The 15,260-nt window shown below is 62.4% G+C and carries 15 protein-coding genes; 8 read left to right on the forward strand and 7 right to left on the reverse strand.

The genetic code is table 11. The features are described from left to right. The first annotated feature begins 23 nt into the window (after positions 1-23). Both KCX70_RS11585 and KCX70_RS11590 read left to right on the forward strand, forming a co-directional pair. Positions 24-1,259 (forward strand): ABC transporter substrate-binding protein, encoded by a 1,236-nt coding sequence (locus KCX70_RS11585; protein ID WP_212617624.1) that lies wholly within the window; start codon positions 24-26, stop codon positions 1,257-1,259. A gap of 236 nt (positions 1,260-1,495) precedes the next feature. Continuing rightward, positions 1,496-2,692, forward strand: a complete 1,197-nt coding sequence (locus KCX70_RS11590; RefSeq protein ID WP_212617625.1) for an MFS transporter — start codon at positions 1,496-1,498, stop codon at positions 2,690-2,692. Between the two features lie 110 nt (positions 2,693-2,802). On the opposite strand, the gene KCX70_RS11595 is transcribed toward KCX70_RS11590, so the two are convergent. Then, positions 2,803-3,690 (reverse strand): substrate-binding periplasmic protein, encoded by an 888-nt coding sequence (locus KCX70_RS11595; RefSeq protein WP_212617626.1) that lies wholly within the window; start codon positions 3,688-3,690, stop codon positions 2,803-2,805. 5 nt (positions 3,691-3,695) lie between these two features. Beyond that, complete coding sequence (pedF, locus tag KCX70_RS11600; RefSeq protein ID WP_102850556.1) at positions 3,696-4,133, reverse strand: cytochrome c-550 PedF; 438 nt, start codon at positions 4,131-4,133, stop codon at positions 3,696-3,698. Positions 4,134-4,478: 345 nt separating this feature from the next. On the opposite strand from pedF, the gene exaA reads away from it, so the two are divergent. After that, a complete protein-coding gene (exaA, locus tag KCX70_RS11605; protein WP_212617627.1) occupies positions 4,479-6,338 on the forward strand; it encodes a quinoprotein ethanol dehydrogenase in 1,860 nt (619 codons plus the stop codon). Between the two features lie 121 nt (positions 6,339-6,459). Then, positions 6,460-7,110 (forward strand): pentapeptide repeat-containing protein, encoded by a 651-nt coding sequence (locus KCX70_RS11610; protein WP_212617628.1) that lies wholly within the window; start codon positions 6,460-6,462, stop codon positions 7,108-7,110. Positions 7,111-7,175: 65 nt separating this feature from the next. On the opposite strand, the gene KCX70_RS23295 is transcribed toward KCX70_RS11610, so the two are convergent. Beyond that, entirely contained in the window at positions 7,176-7,388 is a 213-nt protein-coding gene (locus tag KCX70_RS23295) for a hypothetical protein (RefSeq protein WP_249121633.1), read from the reverse strand. Here KCX70_RS23295 and KCX70_RS11615 point away from each other — a divergent pair. The 3 genes from KCX70_RS11615 to KCX70_RS11625 all read left to right on the forward strand — a co-directional run bounded on the left by KCX70_RS11615 (position 7,311) and on the right by KCX70_RS11625 (position 9,976). Beyond that, positions 7,311-7,829 (forward strand): 3'-5' exonuclease, encoded by a 519-nt coding sequence (locus tag KCX70_RS11615; protein ID WP_249121738.1) that lies wholly within the window; start codon positions 7,311-7,313, stop codon positions 7,827-7,829. The genes KCX70_RS23295 and KCX70_RS11615 overlap by 78 nt on opposite strands. Before the next feature lie 86 nt (positions 7,830-7,915). Then, a complete protein-coding gene (locus KCX70_RS11620) occupies positions 7,916-8,455 on the forward strand; it encodes a DUF421 domain-containing protein (protein ID WP_212617629.1) in 540 nt (179 codons plus the stop codon). Between the two features lie 204 nt (positions 8,456-8,659). Beyond that, the gene (locus tag KCX70_RS11625; protein WP_212617630.1) at positions 8,660-9,976 is read left to right on the forward strand and encodes a methyl-accepting chemotaxis protein; all 1,317 of its coding nucleotides are present in this window, start codon (positions 8,660-8,662) and stop codon (positions 9,974-9,976) included. A gap of 56 nt (positions 9,977-10,032) precedes the next feature. Here the strand turns inward: KCX70_RS11625 and KCX70_RS11630 are convergent, their stop codons facing one another. Then, positions 10,033-11,064, reverse strand: coding sequence for a potassium channel family protein (locus KCX70_RS11630; RefSeq protein ID WP_249121634.1), 1,032 nt, complete (start codon positions 11,062-11,064; stop codon positions 10,033-10,035). A gap of 230 nt (positions 11,065-11,294) precedes the next feature. On the opposite strand from KCX70_RS11630, the gene KCX70_RS11635 reads away from it, so the two are divergent. Then, positions 11,295-12,929 carry a histidine kinase N-terminal 7TM domain-containing diguanylate cyclase gene (locus tag KCX70_RS11635; RefSeq protein ID WP_249121739.1) on the forward strand — a complete coding sequence of 545 codons (1,635 nt, stop codon included), beginning with the start codon at positions 11,295-11,297 and terminating at the stop codon, positions 12,927-12,929. Here KCX70_RS11635 and KCX70_RS11640 read toward each other — a convergent pair. The 3 genes from KCX70_RS11640 to KCX70_RS11650 all read right to left on the reverse strand — a co-directional run bounded on the left by KCX70_RS11640 (position 12,904) and on the right by KCX70_RS11650 (position 15,247). Continuing rightward, entirely contained in the window at positions 12,904-13,221 is a 318-nt protein-coding gene (locus tag KCX70_RS11640) for an EthD family reductase (RefSeq protein ID WP_212617632.1), read from the reverse strand. The two genes, KCX70_RS11635 and KCX70_RS11640, sit on opposite strands and share 26 nt — an antisense overlap. A 108-nt stretch (positions 13,222-13,329) precedes the next feature. After that, positions 13,330-13,983 carry a response regulator gene (locus tag KCX70_RS11645; protein WP_102850549.1) on the reverse strand — a complete coding sequence of 218 codons (654 nt, stop codon included), beginning with the start codon at positions 13,981-13,983 and terminating at the stop codon, positions 13,330-13,332. Beyond that, a complete protein-coding gene (locus KCX70_RS11650) occupies positions 13,961-15,247 on the reverse strand; it encodes a histidine kinase (RefSeq protein WP_212617633.1) in 1,287 nt (428 codons plus the stop codon). The genes KCX70_RS11645 and KCX70_RS11650 overlap by 23 nt, the downstream gene beginning before the upstream one ends. Positions 15,248-15,260: the final 13 nt, after the last annotated feature.

The following is a 15,260-nucleotide window of genomic DNA, read 5'->3' on the forward strand; positions in this document are numbered from 1 at the left end:
CCCCGCTCACAAGGACATGAGCCATGCTTCGTCCCCTTTTTCTTATCCTGCTATTGGCGCTGACGGCTGACGGCCAAGCAGCAACGGCGATTCGCGTCGGCCTGAACTACCCGAGCACCGGTAACTACAAAAGCGAAGGGCTGGAGCTGCGCCGTGGCGCCCTGCTCGCGATCGACGACATCAACCGCGAGGGGGGCGTGCTCGGCAGGCCGCTGGAGCTGGTCAGCCACAACACGGCGGCACGCGACGAAAAGGCCAGCGCCAACATCGAGCGGTTTGCCGCCCAGGGTGTTTCCATGGCTTTCGGTGGCGCCACCAGCGAGGAAGCCATTGCCGCCGGCCAGCGGGCACGCGAGCTCGGTCTGCTGTTTTTCCCCACGCTGGCCTATGCCAATTCGATTACCGGCCGTGACGGGCAGCGTTATCTGTTCCGCGAAACCAACAGCGCCTGGATGAGTGCGCGGGTGCTGGGCGAGTACCTCAGTTGGCACCTGCCCAACCGCCGTTACCACTACATCAGCCTCGAAGACAGCTGGGGCCACAGCATGGAACAGGCGCTGCGTGAGGCCACTCGCAGCCGCGATCGAGCCCGTCATGGCTTCTCCAGAATCAGTGCCAGAGGCGCGCATCATGACGAGTATCTCGCCGCGCTGAAGAAAGCCGATGCGAGTGATGCCGATGTGTTGGTCGTCGTGCTGCTCGGCCAGGATCTGGTGCAGACGATGCGTCTCGCCCATGATCTGCGCCTCGATCGACGAATGCAGATCATCGTCCCCAACCTGACCAGCAGCATCGTCGAACAGGCCGGTCCGCAGGTCATGGAGCATGTGATCGGCACCACCGCCTGGACCTGGCAGGTGCCTGCGCTGGTCAAAAACACCCAGGGTCAGGCATTCGTCGATGCCTACATCGCGCAGCATCGACGCTACCCCGACAGCACCACCGCCTCGGCCTATAGCATCGTTCGGGAGTGGGCCGCCGCCGTTCAGCGAGCCGGAAGCCTGGACAGTGAGGCAGTCATCGGCGCGTTGGAGGATCATCACTACAGCCTGCTCAAGGATGACCAGTACTGGCGCGGCTTCGACCATCAGAACGTACAGAGTATCTATGCCGTGCGGGTCCGCTCGCGCAGCGAGATCATGCAGGACCGCTTCAAGCAGGACTACTTCACCATCATCCACCGCATGGGCGGTGAGGAAGCGGCCCCAAGCCGTGACGATTGGCTGGAAGAGCGCGGCGACGATCCAATCCTGCGATAATCGCCGGCCAAGCGTGCCGGACACCGTTCGACCACGCCTCCTCGCAGCGTCAGCAGGCCCAACGGGCGCGCTGGCGCTTTTTTCGTTTCCACGTGGGAATCGCCTGCCGCGCGAACGCGGTGACCGGCACGATGCCCGGTCGCTGAGCGCAGCCTATCGAGCAGCGGTCCCGTGGTGCGACGAGAGGCTGGCGAGCGGCACCGGCAGTTCCCGATCCAATCGCCGCAGGACGATCCATGAAGCAACAGTGGCCGGCGTTTCCCTGGGTATGTTTCGCCATGTGCGTCGGGGTCATGGGCACCGCGCTCATTTCACCGCTCTATCCGCTCTATCAGCAGGTCTGGCACCTGCGCACCAGCGACGTATCGCTGATCTACGTGGTGTACATGCTGGGTGCGCTGGCAGGGCTGCTATTCATGGGCCGACTGTCGGACACGTTGGGGTTTCACCGCGTGATGCTGGCGGGCCTGCTGCTCGGCTGGGGTGGCACCTTGGTGACGATGCTGGCGTGGAACCTGCCGAGCCTGAATATCGGGCGCTTCGCGGTTGGGCTGTCCTCGAGCCTGATCGTCACCAGTGCTTCCGTTGGCCTGGTGCAGATCTCCCGTGACGGCGCCTCGCAGCGTATTTCCACCCTCACCAGCTTCCTGCTCGCCTTCGGCTTCGGGCTCGGGCCCTTGACCGGGGGCGTCATCGGCCAGTGGTTCGCCGACCCGCTGAGATCCGCCTATGTGCCGTCGCTGGGCCTCGGCGTGCTGGCGGTCTATGCATTGCTACGCCTGGACTTCGTAACACCCGGCGCCGGACCGGGCGTGGCGCTCGGCTGGCGAACCTTCATCCCGCGCCTGGCCTGGACGCGACGCAGCGATTCGCACGCCTTTCTGCTGACCTGCGCCTGTCCATTCTTCGCCTTCGGCGTGTTCGGACTCTACGCGTCCATGGCGCCGCTGTTCCTGAAAAAGATGCTGCCGTGGCACGGCCCGGTGGTCAGCGGCACCTCGATCGGCGTGATCCTGCTTACCTCAGCGATGGTGCAGCTTGCCTGCGCCCGGCTGCCGCTGCGCTGGGGCGGACTGCTCGGCCTGCTGGCCGTGGTGCTGAGCAACGCCATGCTGGTGCTCAACTTCAGCCTCGGTTCGGCGCTGGTCTTCATCGTCGGCGTCTGCGCCGCGGCTACCGGCCACGGCCTGTGCCTGCTAGCGGGCATCAGCATGGTCAACCGCATCGCTAGCCCTTCCGAACGCTCCGGGCTGATTTCGACCTACCTCGTGTGTGGCTACGTTGGCAGCATCGTGCCCTTGCTCGGCGTCGGCTGGATCGCCGACCACTACGGCCTGCCGGTGGCGGTGACCTCGCTGGGGCTGGGTGTGATGATTATCGCAACGCCTCTGGCCGGACGGTTCTTCCTCCACCCGCGGATGCGGGACGCTTGACGACGGAGATGGCGATCGAACGGCAGCTTCCGATCGCTGACTGACTACGGTTCCATGTGTTCGCAGCCTGGAATTCCCGGGTCGCTGCCGCATCGCGACCCATTCGCCCTTTACTGTGCCTGGTACAGATCGGGCAGCTCGTATTGCAGACCGTAACCGTTGAACATCTTCTTCAGACCGCCTTCCTCGATCAGCTCCTGAACCTGGGCTTCCAGCGCATAGGCAAGCTGACGGTTGGACTCATGGACGGCCATCCCGAGATCCCAGGCCTGGCGGCCCATGTTCGGGTAGGCGTTTTCGGCCAGCTTGAGGTGATCGTCTTGGGCGTTGTGCAGCATCCAGTCGATCTCGCCGCGCATGGCCATGGTGGCGTCCACCTCACCCGTATGCATCGCGTTGAATGCCGCCTGCGCGGTGGGATAGTGGTGCAGCATCTTGGCGATGCTGCCGTTGAACACCGAGGACAGGTAGAACGACGGCACGCTGTCGATCTCCACGCCGACCGGATGGAAACGCAGCACACCCACACTGGACAGCTCTTCCAGGCGGCGGTCGTCGTAGGCGGCCTGCCAGCGCTCACGCTGGTAGGGTGCGAACATCACCACCTGCTCGTTGACCAGCTCGCCGACGTCGTTGCGCTTGAGGCTGTACTCACGGTCGTAAGGCACGCGCATCATCACGTCGGCCAGGACGTCCGGGCGCAGGTAGTGCCCCTTCCAGATGAAGTTGCGCAAGTCATCGTCCAGCGTTTCGCCGGGCGTGACCCAGAGCACCTCGACCTTCAGCCCGAGCGCCTTAGCCAGTGCGTTGGCGAGGTCCACATCGACCCCGCGCGGTTTGCCATCCTCGATGAAACTATAGGGCGGAAAGTTCTCGTACATCGCCACCTTGAGCACGCCCGAGGCGACGATGTCATCGTATGCCCGCACCTTGATCACGCCCGCCTGAGCCAGCAAGCACCACATCGATAGGCACAGAACCGCTAGCAACTGGCGCATGGCGATCACCGCTTGGCAGCTTCGCTTTCGATGTAGGTGCGAATCGCCCAGAGCGCTTCCTGGCTGAGGTAATCGGCCATACGCGGCATGTACACGGCGCCGTCGCGGACCGCTCCGTTGATCACGCGCTCCTTGAACCACTCGTCGCCGTCATAGCTGACTTCCAGGTCTCGCAGGTCGGGCGCGATACCGCCAGAGATCGCCTCCAGGCCATGGCAACGCGCGCAGTTCTGGTTGTAGGCGGAAGCGCCGATCTCGACGGCTTTGTCATGGTCCTTGCTGGGGGCGCGATAAGGGTTCTCATCCACCCACTCTTCTCCCAGGGGAGTCAGGCCCTTGGTCTCGACCTTTTGTGGCGTGACGTCGCCGTGAGCCAGCGCCAGGCCGGCAACACCAAGCAGACCAGCAGCAAAGAGAGCGCGCAGTGCGATTTTATTATTCATGACTACCACCGTTGATTTCGAATACCTGAGCAAGGCAACCCCATTCGGAGCGCATGCTGGACATCTTGGAGTTTGCGACTCCACGGCAGAATGGTGCTTTGGTTGCCTGCTTCTCCTCCCTTGGTAGTAGGGCCTCATGAGGCCTGTGCACGGCACACCTGTAGCGGTTCGAAAACACAGGCTGATTGGGAAGTTTTCCCTGAATCAGCGGGAGCTTTTCCGTATCGGCCGCCACGCCCGGCTTCCACTATTCGAATCGCCTGGCCTGTTGCTTGCCCCCAAGCAACCGACCGCATCGCGAGCGCAGCGCCTGGCCACGTTCGAATCGACCAAGGGAAACCAATAATGACAACTCGATCAGATCTGGGCAGCAGATGCCCGCTTGCCATCGCCGTGCTCGTTGCCGGACTCACCTCCAGTGGCGTCGCAACTGCCAGAAACGTCACCTGGGAGGACATCGCCAACGATCACCTATCGACCGCAGACGTGCTGCAGTACGGCATGGGCACCAACGCCCAACGCTGGAGTCCGCTGGACCACGTTAACGATGAGAACGTCTTCAAGCTGACACCCGCCTGGTCCTTTTCCTTCGGCGACGAGAAACAGCGGGGGCAGGAGTCCCAGGCCATCGTGCATGATGGCGTTATCTACGTGACTGGCTCCTACTCACGTGTCTTCGCGCTCGATGCACGCACCGGCAAGCGCCTCTGGAGCTACGCACACCGGCTGCCGGCCGATATCCGACCTTGCTGCGATGTGGTCAACCGCGGGGCGGCCATCTTCGGTGACAAGATTTACTTCGGAACCCTCGACGCTCAAGTGGTCGCGCTGAACAAGGACACCGGCAAGGTCGTCTGGAAGAAGAAGTTCGGAGATCACGGGGCGGGCTACACCATGACCGGCGCGCCCACCCTGATCAAGGACCAGAAGAGTGGCAAGGTCCTGCTGATACACGGCAGCTCCGGCGACGAATTCGGCGTCGTCGGCAAGCTGTTCGCCCGCGACCCGGACACCGGCGAGGAGGTCTGGATGCGCCCCTTCGTCGAAGGCCACGTGGGCCGCCTCAACGGCAAGGACAGCACGCCGACCGGAGACGTCAAGGCGCCCTCCTGGCCCGACGACGCCAACTCCCCCACCGGCAAGAAGGAAGCCTGGAGCCAGGGTGGTGGCGCGCCCTGGCAGAGCGCGAGTTTCGATGCCGAGACCAACACCATCATCGTCGGTGCGGGCAACCCGGCTCCCTGGAACGGCTGGGCACGCACCGCCGAAGGCGGCGAGCCGAAGGACTATGACAGCCTCTACACCTCCGGGCAGGTTGGCGTCGATGCCAGCACCGGCGAAGTGAAATGGTTCTACCAGCACACGCCGAACGATGCCTGGGACTTCTCCGGCAACAACGAGCTGGTTCTGTTCGACTACAAGGGCAAGGACGGCAAAACGGTCAAGGCGACCGCCCACGCTGACCGCAACGGTTTCTTCTACGTCGTCAATCGCCAGGACGGCAAGCTGCAGAATGCGTTCCCCTTCGTCGACAACATCAGCTGGGCCAGCCATATCGACCTCAAAACCGGTCGACCGGTGGAAAACGCAGGCCAGCGCCCGCCGAAACCCGAGCCTGGTGAAGCGCATGGCAAGTCGGTGGAGGTCTCGCCACCGTTCCTCGGCGGCAAGAACTGGAATCCCATGGCCTACAGCCAGGACACCGGCCTGTTCTACGTCCCCGCCAACCACTGGAAAGAGGACTACTGGACCGAAGAGGTCAGCTACAAAAAGGGCAATGCCTATCTCGGCCAGGGTTTCCGGATCAAACGCATGTACGACGATCACGTCGGCATCCTGCGTGCAATGGACCCGCGCACCGGCAAGGTGGCTTGGGAGCACAAGGAAGCGCTACCGCTCTGGGCCGGCGTGCTCGCCACCAAAGGCAACTTGGTGTTCACCGGAACAGGCGATGGCTACCTGAAAGCCTTCAACGCGAAGACCGGCGAGGAGCTCTGGAAATTCCAGACCGGTAGCGGAATCATCGCGCCCCCGATTACCTGGGAGCAGGACGGCGAGCAGTTCATTGGTGTGACGGTCGGCTATGGCGGTGCGGTACCGCTGTGGGGCGGAGACATGGCCGCACTGACCAAACCGGTCGCTCAGGGTGGTTCGTTCTGGGCCTTTCGTATCCCGAGTTGGGAAAACCAGACCGCCAGACGCTGATTCGGCAGCAAGCTAATGCGATGGCGGGAGCGTCGCCCGGGTTGGCGCTCTCTCGGCGCCCCGCCATTGCCCTGGCCATCGCCGGATGGCCGACATTTTTCCCCGATGCTTCGGAGCCGCCATGAACATGTCCCGCTATCTGCTGCCCATCGCGCTGCTCGTCAGCGCACCACTGCATGCTGAAGACGAGCAGCCCCCGACCATCAACGGTTGCATCATTCAACCGGAGAGCAAATGTCCCCACGCCGATCTCCGCGGTGCTGACCTGAGCAACCAGGACATGCGCAAAATGGATCTGGCAGGGGCCGATCTGACCGGCGCCAATCTGCGCCACGCCAACCTCGACCTGGCCAACCTGGAGAAGGCCGATTTGACCGGTGCCAACCTCACTCGAGCCAACCTGCAACAAGCCAACCTGCGCCTGGCGATTCTCAGCGATGCGCAGTTGGTCGCGATACAGGGATGGGGCCTGTTCGGCCAGGCCGCACGGCTCGACGGCGCCAATCTGACTGCAGCCAATCTCGAGTTCGCGCGCCTGAGCGGGGCAAAGCTGCAGCGCGCCAACCTGACCGCTGCCAATCTGGAGATGACCTGGTTGAGCAAGGCTGACCTCAGCCATGCCAATCTGACCGATGCAAATTTGCAGGAAGGCAAGCTCAACGAGGCCAATCTTGCAGGCGCTACCCTGACCGGCGCGCGGCGGCACTACGCAACCTTCCAGGGCACCTACATGGAAGATTGCCTGGACTGCCCACGCGACTGGGAACAATAGGCAAGCGCTGTCGATGTTTGGATGCGCTTTACTAAGGGGCCCTATGTAGATTCACGACGCTTTCGTCAGCGGAGGCACACATCATTCGAATCCCTCAGGTAACGCAGCTCGACAGCCTGCCCTGCTTCGCCGGTCTGGCCCTGGACCGGATCGTAATCCCTCGCACGCCTACGGAGTTCCGTCAGGCGGTCGAAGATGTTCTGGGCCATGCGCAGATCGGCTTCGACACCGAATCCAAGCCCACCTTCCGGGTGGGTGAGCGCTCCGATGGTCCCCATCTGATTCAGCTCGCGACGCCGGAACGGGCTTATCTGTTGCAGATCGGAGCGCAAGGATGCGCGGAGGCGGCGAAGCAGATACTGGAATCCGAGCGGGTGCTCAAAGTCGGATTCGGCCTGAGTTCAGACCGCAGCCGTCTTCACACCCGGCTCGGGATCGAACTGCAGCACAGCATCGATCTCGGAACAGCGCTGCGATATGAGGGCAAGAAGGGCCAGGTCGGGCTCCGCGGTGCGGTGGCCGCGGTGTTGGGTGCAGCCATCAGCAAGTCCCGGCGCGTGTCGACGTCCAACTGGGCCAATGCGCGCTTGACCGAGGCACAGCAGCGCTACGCCGCCAACGATGCCTATGCCGCGCTAGCCGTGTTTCTGGCGCTTGGGGATGATCCGGAGCGGCTGCTGGCCGACCGCATCATGCCAGCGCGGCGCCCGCAACCCTGACGATTCGACTCCATAAACCCGGCACCGCCGTGCAACCCGTCCGCGCGATTGTCGTCTACCGCAGACGTTCCCCAACGGAGGTAGCCGTGGAAGGCATGTTTTTTAGCGGTTGGTCGACCCTGCTTCGCACGCTCGTCATCGGCGTGCTGGCCTATATCAATCTCATCGTTTTGCTGCGCATTTCAGGCAGACGCACCCTTTCGAAGATGAACGCCTTCGACCTGGTCGTCACCGTGGCGCTGGGATCGACTTTCGCCACCATTCTGCTGAACCGGAACGTGGCACTGGCCGAAGGTACGCTGGCGCTCGCGTTGCTGATCGGCCTGCAGTTTCTGGTGACCTGGACCAGCGTGCGGGTTGGCTGGGTGCGCAAGCTGGTGACCGGTGAGCCTGCGCTGCTGTATTACCAAGGGCAGATGCTGGGCGAGGCGATGCGCAAGGCCCGGGTGACCGAAGACGAAGTGCGCTCTGCCCTGCGTTCCAGCGGCATCTCGGCACAGGACGGCGCCGAGGCGGTGGTGCTGGAAACCGACGGTAGCTTCAGCGTCGTCAAGAAAGGTGCTGGCGACAGCCGCTCTACCCTGTCCGACGTAGTGACGCCCGGCCCGCGAGACGTCCAGATGTAGCTCTGACTCAACGAGCACCAGAGCGCATGGCTGCCTGGTAAAAGCGCAGCCATCGTACGCTGGTAGCGGCCATGAGCCCCTTGCCCTGCCAGCAGTGGCGACGCCTGGTCCGGGTAAAAATATGTTTGAAAGTCACTCAAGAAAAACTTGTACATGCCGATGAGCTTGTACAACATTCGTGCTTTCACTCATCGGACCACAAACATGTTCAACAAGCAGTTGAAACTGGAGCTAGCGGCGTTGCGCGAAGAAGTCGCGACCAACCGACAGATCAAGGAGTCGTTGTACCGCGAGATGATGGTGCTGGAGGTTGATCCCAACGGTCACGTTCAGTACGCCAACCCGGTTTTCCTGAGCGAGATGGGCTTGCGCCTCGACGATATCGTCGGCTGCTCGATCGATAGCTTCTTTTCCGATGAGTTCCGTAAAGAGCCCAACTACACCAGCCTCAAGCGCGCCATGCAGCGCGGCGAGCATCTCAACGGTGCCTTCCGCATGCTGCAGGCGAACGGAAAAGAAGCCTGGCTTCGGTCGATCTGGCAGCCCATCAAGGCCGCTGACGGCTCGCTGCGCCACTTCACCTTATGCGCCAACAACCTGACCCGCACCATTGCGACCTCACGAGAGCATGAAAGCATCATCAGTGCGCTCAAACGGTCGACCGCCGTGATCGAATTCGATCTGGACGGGCACGTCATCACCGCCAACGATCAGTTTCTCAACGCCATGGGCTACCGGTTGGAACAGATCAGGGGCAAGCACCACAGCCTGTTCTGTACCCGCGAAGAAAGCGATTCGTCGGCCTACCGCGACTTCTGGGCATGCCTGAACCGTGGCGAGTATGTCGCTGAACGCTTCAAGCGTATCGACGCGCACGGCCAGGTCGTCTGGCTCGAAGCCTCATACAACCCGGTACACGACGCTTACGGAAAGTTGTACAAGGTGATCAAGTTTGCAACCGTGATCACGGACCAGGTCAATCGCGAATTGGCGGTCGCCGAGGCAGCCACCATTGCCTACGACACCTCGCAGCAAACCGATCTGAGCGCCCAGCGAGGCGCCGCTGTGGTACAGGAGACGGTCGGCGTCATGCGCAAGATCGCCGCGCAGATGCAGGAAGCATCCGACGGGATCGAGGCACTGGACAAACAATCGCAGCTCATCAGCGCAATTCTTAAAACGATCAGCGACATCGCCGACCAGACCAACCTGCTCGCACTGAACGCGGCCATCGAAGCCGCTCGAGCCGGCGACCAGGGCCGTGGTTTTGCCGTGGTGGCCGATGAGGTCCGTCAGCTCGCGGCGCGGACCAGCAAAGCAGCGGGTGAGATCGTCGGCGTCGTCGGCAAGAACCAGGACCTCGCGCAGGCCGCCGTACACAGCATGTCGACCAGCCGCAGCCAGGCCGAAAACGGGCTCGAGCTCGCCAACCAGGCCGGCTCGGTGATCGTGGAAATTCAAGACGGCGCCCAGCGCGTGGTCAGCGCGGTGGGCCAGTTTGCCAGCCAACTGAAGAACTGAACGCGACGGACCTGAGCCGTCGGGCCTACGCCTGGCCTTTCCAGACGCAGGCCCGTTCAGCCCGAACGCTGCGCGGCGGTCCCGTAGATGTGCTCCCAACGCCAGCCATCCGCCTCGAGCAGCGCGGTCAGCAGTGCGCGTCGCTGCTGCTCAGTCCCATCCTCGCCCGTGCGTGCTTTCAGCGGAATGTGCACAACCTTGAGTGGCGAAACGTCGATGTCAGGTCGTGCCACATCGGAAGAAGCACCATTCAGATAGTGCGTGCGTTGCAAATAGAGATACCTATCGAGTGCCGACCCGAGCATCTTGCGCTTGAGTCCGTCCTGGGGGACGTCCTCGGCGACCTGGTCGAGCAACCTCAGCACATCATCGAGCATGACGACAGCCGGAATGATGTTCTTGCTGGCATGCCTGTTGTGAAAGCAGCGGATCACCGGATAGGCGTGATGGTTCAAGGTGTGCTCCACCAGCATCTGGCGGATGTCGCTGGCGTTGTCGTAGAAACGCGAAAAGTCGGAGCCGTTCCAGCTGTTCACCAGGATTTCCTGTGGCGTCCGGCCCATGCTGGTGATCAGCAGGCTGAGCTGATTTTGCAAGCTGACGGCTGACAGCACCGGAACGATGTAGGTAATCGCAGCTGTGATGAAGGTCAGCCCGCAAAAGGCGGCGGCACTGGTCAGAACCCGCCAGCCATCGCCCGATGCCACGTAGTCCCCCACGCCCAGCGTCGACAAGGTGAAGCCCGCGAAATAGAGCACTTCCCACGAGTCGGCTGCCAGTTTGGTCGTGCCATCGACCACCGCGCCGGGATCCGAGGCGAGCATCAGAAACAGGCTGAGCCACAAACAGACGATCCAGGTGAGCAACACCAGCATCAGCACGCACTGGCCGGCGTATTCGAGCGGCTTCGACGCCCCTCGCCGCCCCGCCGCGATAAAAAAGCCCCGCCACACCAGCCGGGAGACGCCATTGGTGATCGTCCCGCCGCCCCGCGTCGACAATGTGGTTTTGGTGATATCCGCCGCTGTGATCAGAAAAAGCGCGATTCCCAGGAAAAGAAAGACCATATCGGTGCTGTGGCGCTCCATTGCAACGTAATCAAAGTATGAAGAACGCAGCCGTCGTAAGTTCAGAATCGACGCCCTAGCTCCGCTGAGAGCGCCGAAAGAAAGGCAGAACGCCAGTACAATCATTCACCCGGATACACGGCTTTGAGGTATCTTCGCCGCACAGAAATTCGCTCACCTGCGCACGTATCGAGGGCGGCCCGATGTTGGCCTGTTTGAATTCAGATTGGAGTTTTTCAGCCCCCGTGCTGATGGCTCTGCTGGTTGGCCTCGGCGTCGCGGTGTTGACTCGCTGGGTTCGTCACCAACGGCAATTCGCCGGCAGTTCCGCTTTCACCTTGATGCACCTGGCTATCCTCTGGTGGCTCGGCGTTGCTGCGCTGGAAATGAGCGTTCACCAGCAGAGCTGCAAGATGTTCTGGGCAGGCATGGCCTGGCCCGCGATCCTCGGTGTGCCGACGTTCTGGTCGGTGTTTCTCTGGCAATACGCCAACAGCGTGCATCGCCCACTCAAGCCGCTCGCTATCATCGCCCTCATGGCAATGCCGGCGCTGTTCTGGCTGCTGGCACTGACCAACCCCTGGCACTGGCAGTTCTACGGCACGGCAAGCGCGCCGATCTCTTCAGCGCCCAACGCACCGATCGCCTACCAGCACGGACCGTTGTTCTACCTGGCGGCCGCTTATGGCTACCCTTTCATGCTGTTCTGCATCGGCATCACCTTGCGCGCGGCGGTGCTCAGCCGCGGCTTGCATAGGCGGCACTATGTGGTTTTCCTGGTGCTTACCACCATTCCCTGGGCGGCCAATATCAGTTACATCGCGTTTGGCTGGTCGCTGTTCGGCTTCGATCCCACGCCGTTCAGCTTTGCGCTGACGCTTGCAGGGTTCGGTTGGGCGATCAGCGGGCTGCGGCTGTTCGATCTGTTGCCAATAGCGCGCCACCTGCTGCTCGATGCATTGATCGACCCGGTGCTGGTGGTCGACCCGCAACGCCGCGTAATCGAGGCCAACCCCGCTGCACTTCGCCTGGCGCACCTCAAGCGCGACTGGCGCGGTCGCCCGTTGGCGCAATGGCCCTACATCGGCAGCACGCTGGACGACATCGTGCAGCGGGAGCTCGGAGACGCGCCGCAGATGCTGAGCGTCGACGCGCAGCAGCAGCATTTCGAGGTCCGCGTTCGATCGATCTGTCGCGCTACGCGGGAAGGGCCGGTGAGACTGGGGCAGATGCTCTATCTGCGCAACATCACCGAGTTCCAGCGCAGCCAGCAGCAACTGGCCGAGGCGCTGGCACTGAGCGAACAGCAACTGGCGACCATTACCAGCCTTCATGAAACGCTGCAGAACCAGGCACTTCGCGATCCGCTCACGGGCCTGTACAACCGGCGTTACCTGCAGGAATTCTTCGCCCACGAGCTGGCCCACGCGCAGCGTGATGGAACACCTATCGCACTGGCCATGGTCGACCTCGATCATTTCAAGCGACTGAACGACACATACGGCCACGCGGCCGGTGACGACGCCTTGAAGGGCGTGGCGGCATTCCTGCTGGGCGGGTTGCGCAACACCGATGCGGCTTTTCGCATCGGTGGCGAGGAGTTCTTGCTGGTATTGCCGCGCACCCCGCCGCACGAGGCCGTGGCGAAGCTGGTGCGGCTGTGCGAACAATTCGCAGCCCAGGCGCTGGATACGCGCGCCGGCGCGCTACGCCTGACCATGTCCATAGGCGTAGCGCACTATCCATCACAAGCCAGCGACCTGGACGGCCTTATGCAGCAGGCCGACCGGCAGCTCTATCTGGCCAAGAACAGCGGACGGAACCAGGTCAGGTCGGCGCACGACACCATTGACGCGGCGGTCAGTGCCCTACCACGACCTCGCTAACCTGCCGGATCGGCGTCAAATCGGTGTAATTGGCGATGTCCGCCATGATCTCTTCGGCGTGAGGGCCTATGCCGGCCTGAAAGGCTTCGACCGAATCACAGAAGATGTGGCACATCGCAACGTACGGCGCCGGCTTGTCAGGGGTGCCGCCGGCAATGGCCTTGTCGATCGTGTAGTAAAGGCAGGCATCGCCCATGCGGGCTTTGAGCAGCGGCAGATGCTTGTCGCGATAATAGTCGTGGTCGAACCGGGCGCCCGGTGTGTTGGGGTACATCACGCTGACTTTGATCATGCAACGGCTCCTCGATCGCGGGCGCTACCCGCGGGGATTAGGGACGGTCAACTATTGCACGGTTCGGCAGTGACAACCATGCGCGGGGGTTGTGCTTACAGCTCCATCTTAGCCGGCAACCCGTTCGCCAACCCGCAGCACGCCGGTGTCGATGGCCAGGTGAACCAGTTCGGCGTGTGAGCTGACCTGGAGCTTGCTCTTGAGCATGGTCAGGTAGTTGGAAACGGTCTTGCCACTGATGCACAGCCGCTCAGCGATCAACCGCGTAGGGGTTCCCTTGGCAAGCATCACGAATATCTCGAATTCGCGCTGCGTCATTTCCTGCAGGCGCGGGTCCGGCGCGTCAACTGTCACCGGATTGCGCGCCAGCTGGGTCGCCAACGGCTGCTCGATATACGCATGACCAGCCAGAATACGCCGCACCGCATCCACCAGCACCTCGGGCGATGAGCTTTTGGTGATGTAGCCCGCGGCGCCTGCATCCAGCGCCTGGCGCACCAACGGCAGCTCGTCGTGCATGCTGAAAAACAGCACACGCAGTTGGGGCAGTCGCTGCAGCAATCGCCGTGTGGTTTCAACGCCGCTGATGCCTGGCAAGCCAACGTCCATGATCACCAGGCTGGGTGGGGCTTGCTCGGCCCTCGACAACGCTTGCTCGCCATCGCAGGCCTCGATCACCTGAGCTTCCGGAAGCAAGACCCGCAGCAGCGCGGCATAGCCTTGCCTAACCACAGCGTGATCATCGACAAGCAGAATCTTCATTGGACGCTGACTCCTTATAGGGAATGTCGAGGTAGACGACCCAGCCGGTGCTTCTGCAGTGGGTTGCGATCAGGGTGCCTTCCAGCGCACGCGCGCGCTCTTGCATTGACCGCAGACCGATGCCGGGCCGTCGTGCCCCCTGGTGGCCATTGCCGTTGTCACGGATCAGCAGCCTTAACCTCCGCCCGCTCAAGCGCAGCCGCACACGTACGAAGCTGGCCTGCGCATGTTTGGCCACGTTGGTCAGCGACTCCTGCAAGAGACGATACAGGTGCTCCTTGGTATGCAGTGGCAGGCTCGGCACACGGTGATCGATCCGCAGGCGCAGTTCGATACCTTGAGCGCTCTGCCACTGCTCGGCCAGCAGGCGCATGGCCTCTGGCAGCTCGAGATGATCGAGCATCACCGGGTAGAGCTCATGGGTCAGGCGACGGAATCCATCCTGCAATTGCTCGCAGTGCTCGTCGAGGCGGTGCGCGGTGCTGCTGACCATACATGGCTGGTCCTTGATCGCCTGGAGCAAGCAGGCCTGAGCGCGGATGCCAGCAAGGTATTGGCCCAGATCATCATGCAGCGTCTGAGCGAGCTGGGTGCGTTCGCGCTCCTGCAATGCCAGTAAAGCGCGCGTCAGATCGTCGTTGTCCCTTCGTGCATTCTCCAGCGAGCTCACCATGCGGTTGAAATGGCCGGCCAGCTGCCGCGCTTCGAGCATCGACTGATTCGGCAGACGTGTATCGAGCTGGCCTTGCGATACCCGGCCGAAGGCTGCGAGCAACTGATGCAGTACGTCCGAGGCTGGACGAACGGCCCAGCGAATCGCCAGCAGGCTCAGCGCCAACGCGATGCCGAACAGCACCAGCAGCTGGCGCAGCGAATCCCGGACTTCCTCAATTTCATCTTGCGGATCGACGCTTAATTGCAAAGCCCGGCCATCGGCTAAGCGGACGGTCAGCGGCTCGGCGAGCGAATCCGGATACAAGGCCGCTTCCAGCCAGCCGCGCCGCTCCGACAATGGCTGTGTCTGGACGGCAGCATCATTCAACCAACGCACCTTAACGTGTCGCAGGTGACGGGTAAGACCGGGCTGCAAGTCGGCCGGGTCGCGCTCTGCAACGTCTTTGAGATAGCCGATCACAGCACCCGCGGCATCGAGCTCCCGGACCACATCGTGACTGGCCTGGCGCAGGAGCACCACCGTGCAGATGCTCGCCACCAGACCGAAAAACAATGAGACCAGCAGACTGATTCGCCAAAGTGCCGACATGCGCAGCGCCCGG

It is taken from the genome of Stutzerimonas stutzeri (assembly GCF_018138085.1).
Classification (GTDB): domain Bacteria; phylum Pseudomonadota; class Gammaproteobacteria; order Pseudomonadales; family Pseudomonadaceae; genus Stutzerimonas; species Stutzerimonas stutzeri_AI.

What these genes read in the sequence shown, in the direction of transcription:
- KCX70_RS11585 (WP_212617624.1), top strand. Translation starts at nt 24, where the DNA reads ATGCTTCGTCCCCTTTTTCTTATCCTGCTATTGGCGCTGACGGCTGAC.
- KCX70_RS11590 (WP_212617625.1), top strand. Translation starts at nt 1,496, where the DNA reads ATGAAGCAACAGTGGCCGGCGTTTCCCTGGGTATGTTTCGCCATGTGC.
- KCX70_RS11595 (WP_212617626.1), bottom strand. Translation starts at nt 3,690, where the DNA reads ATGCGCCAGTTGCTAGCGGTTCTGTGCCTATCGATGTGGTGCTTGCTG.
- pedF (WP_102850556.1), bottom strand. Translation starts at nt 4,133, where the DNA reads ATGAATAATAAAATCGCACTGCGCGCTCTCTTTGCTGCTGGTCTGCTT.
- exaA (WP_212617627.1), top strand. Translation starts at nt 4,479, where the DNA reads ATGACAACTCGATCAGATCTGGGCAGCAGATGCCCGCTTGCCATCGCC.
- KCX70_RS11610 (WP_212617628.1), top strand. Translation starts at nt 6,460, where the DNA reads ATGAACATGTCCCGCTATCTGCTGCCCATCGCGCTGCTCGTCAGCGCA.
- KCX70_RS23295 (WP_249121633.1), bottom strand. Translation starts at nt 7,388, where the DNA reads ATGGGGACCATCGGAGCGCTCACCCACCCGGAAGGTGGGCTTGGATTC.
- KCX70_RS11625 (WP_212617630.1), top strand. Translation starts at nt 8,660, where the DNA reads ATGTTCAACAAGCAGTTGAAACTGGAGCTAGCGGCGTTGCGCGAAGAA.
- KCX70_RS11630 (WP_249121634.1), bottom strand. Translation starts at nt 11,064, where the DNA reads ATGGAGCGCCACAGCACCGATATGGTCTTTCTTTTCCTGGGAATCGCG.
- KCX70_RS11635 (WP_249121739.1), top strand. Translation starts at nt 11,295, where the DNA reads ATGGCTCTGCTGGTTGGCCTCGGCGTCGCGGTGTTGACTCGCTGGGTT.
- KCX70_RS11640 (WP_212617632.1), bottom strand. Translation starts at nt 13,221, where the DNA reads ATGATCAAAGTCAGCGTGATGTACCCCAACACACCGGGCGCCCGGTTC.
- KCX70_RS11645 (WP_102850549.1), bottom strand. Translation starts at nt 13,983, where the DNA reads ATGAAGATTCTGCTTGTCGATGATCACGCTGTGGTTAGGCAAGGCTAT.
- KCX70_RS11650 (WP_212617633.1), bottom strand. Translation starts at nt 15,247, where the DNA reads ATGTCGGCACTTTGGCGAATCAGTCTGCTGGTCTCATTGTTTTTCGGT.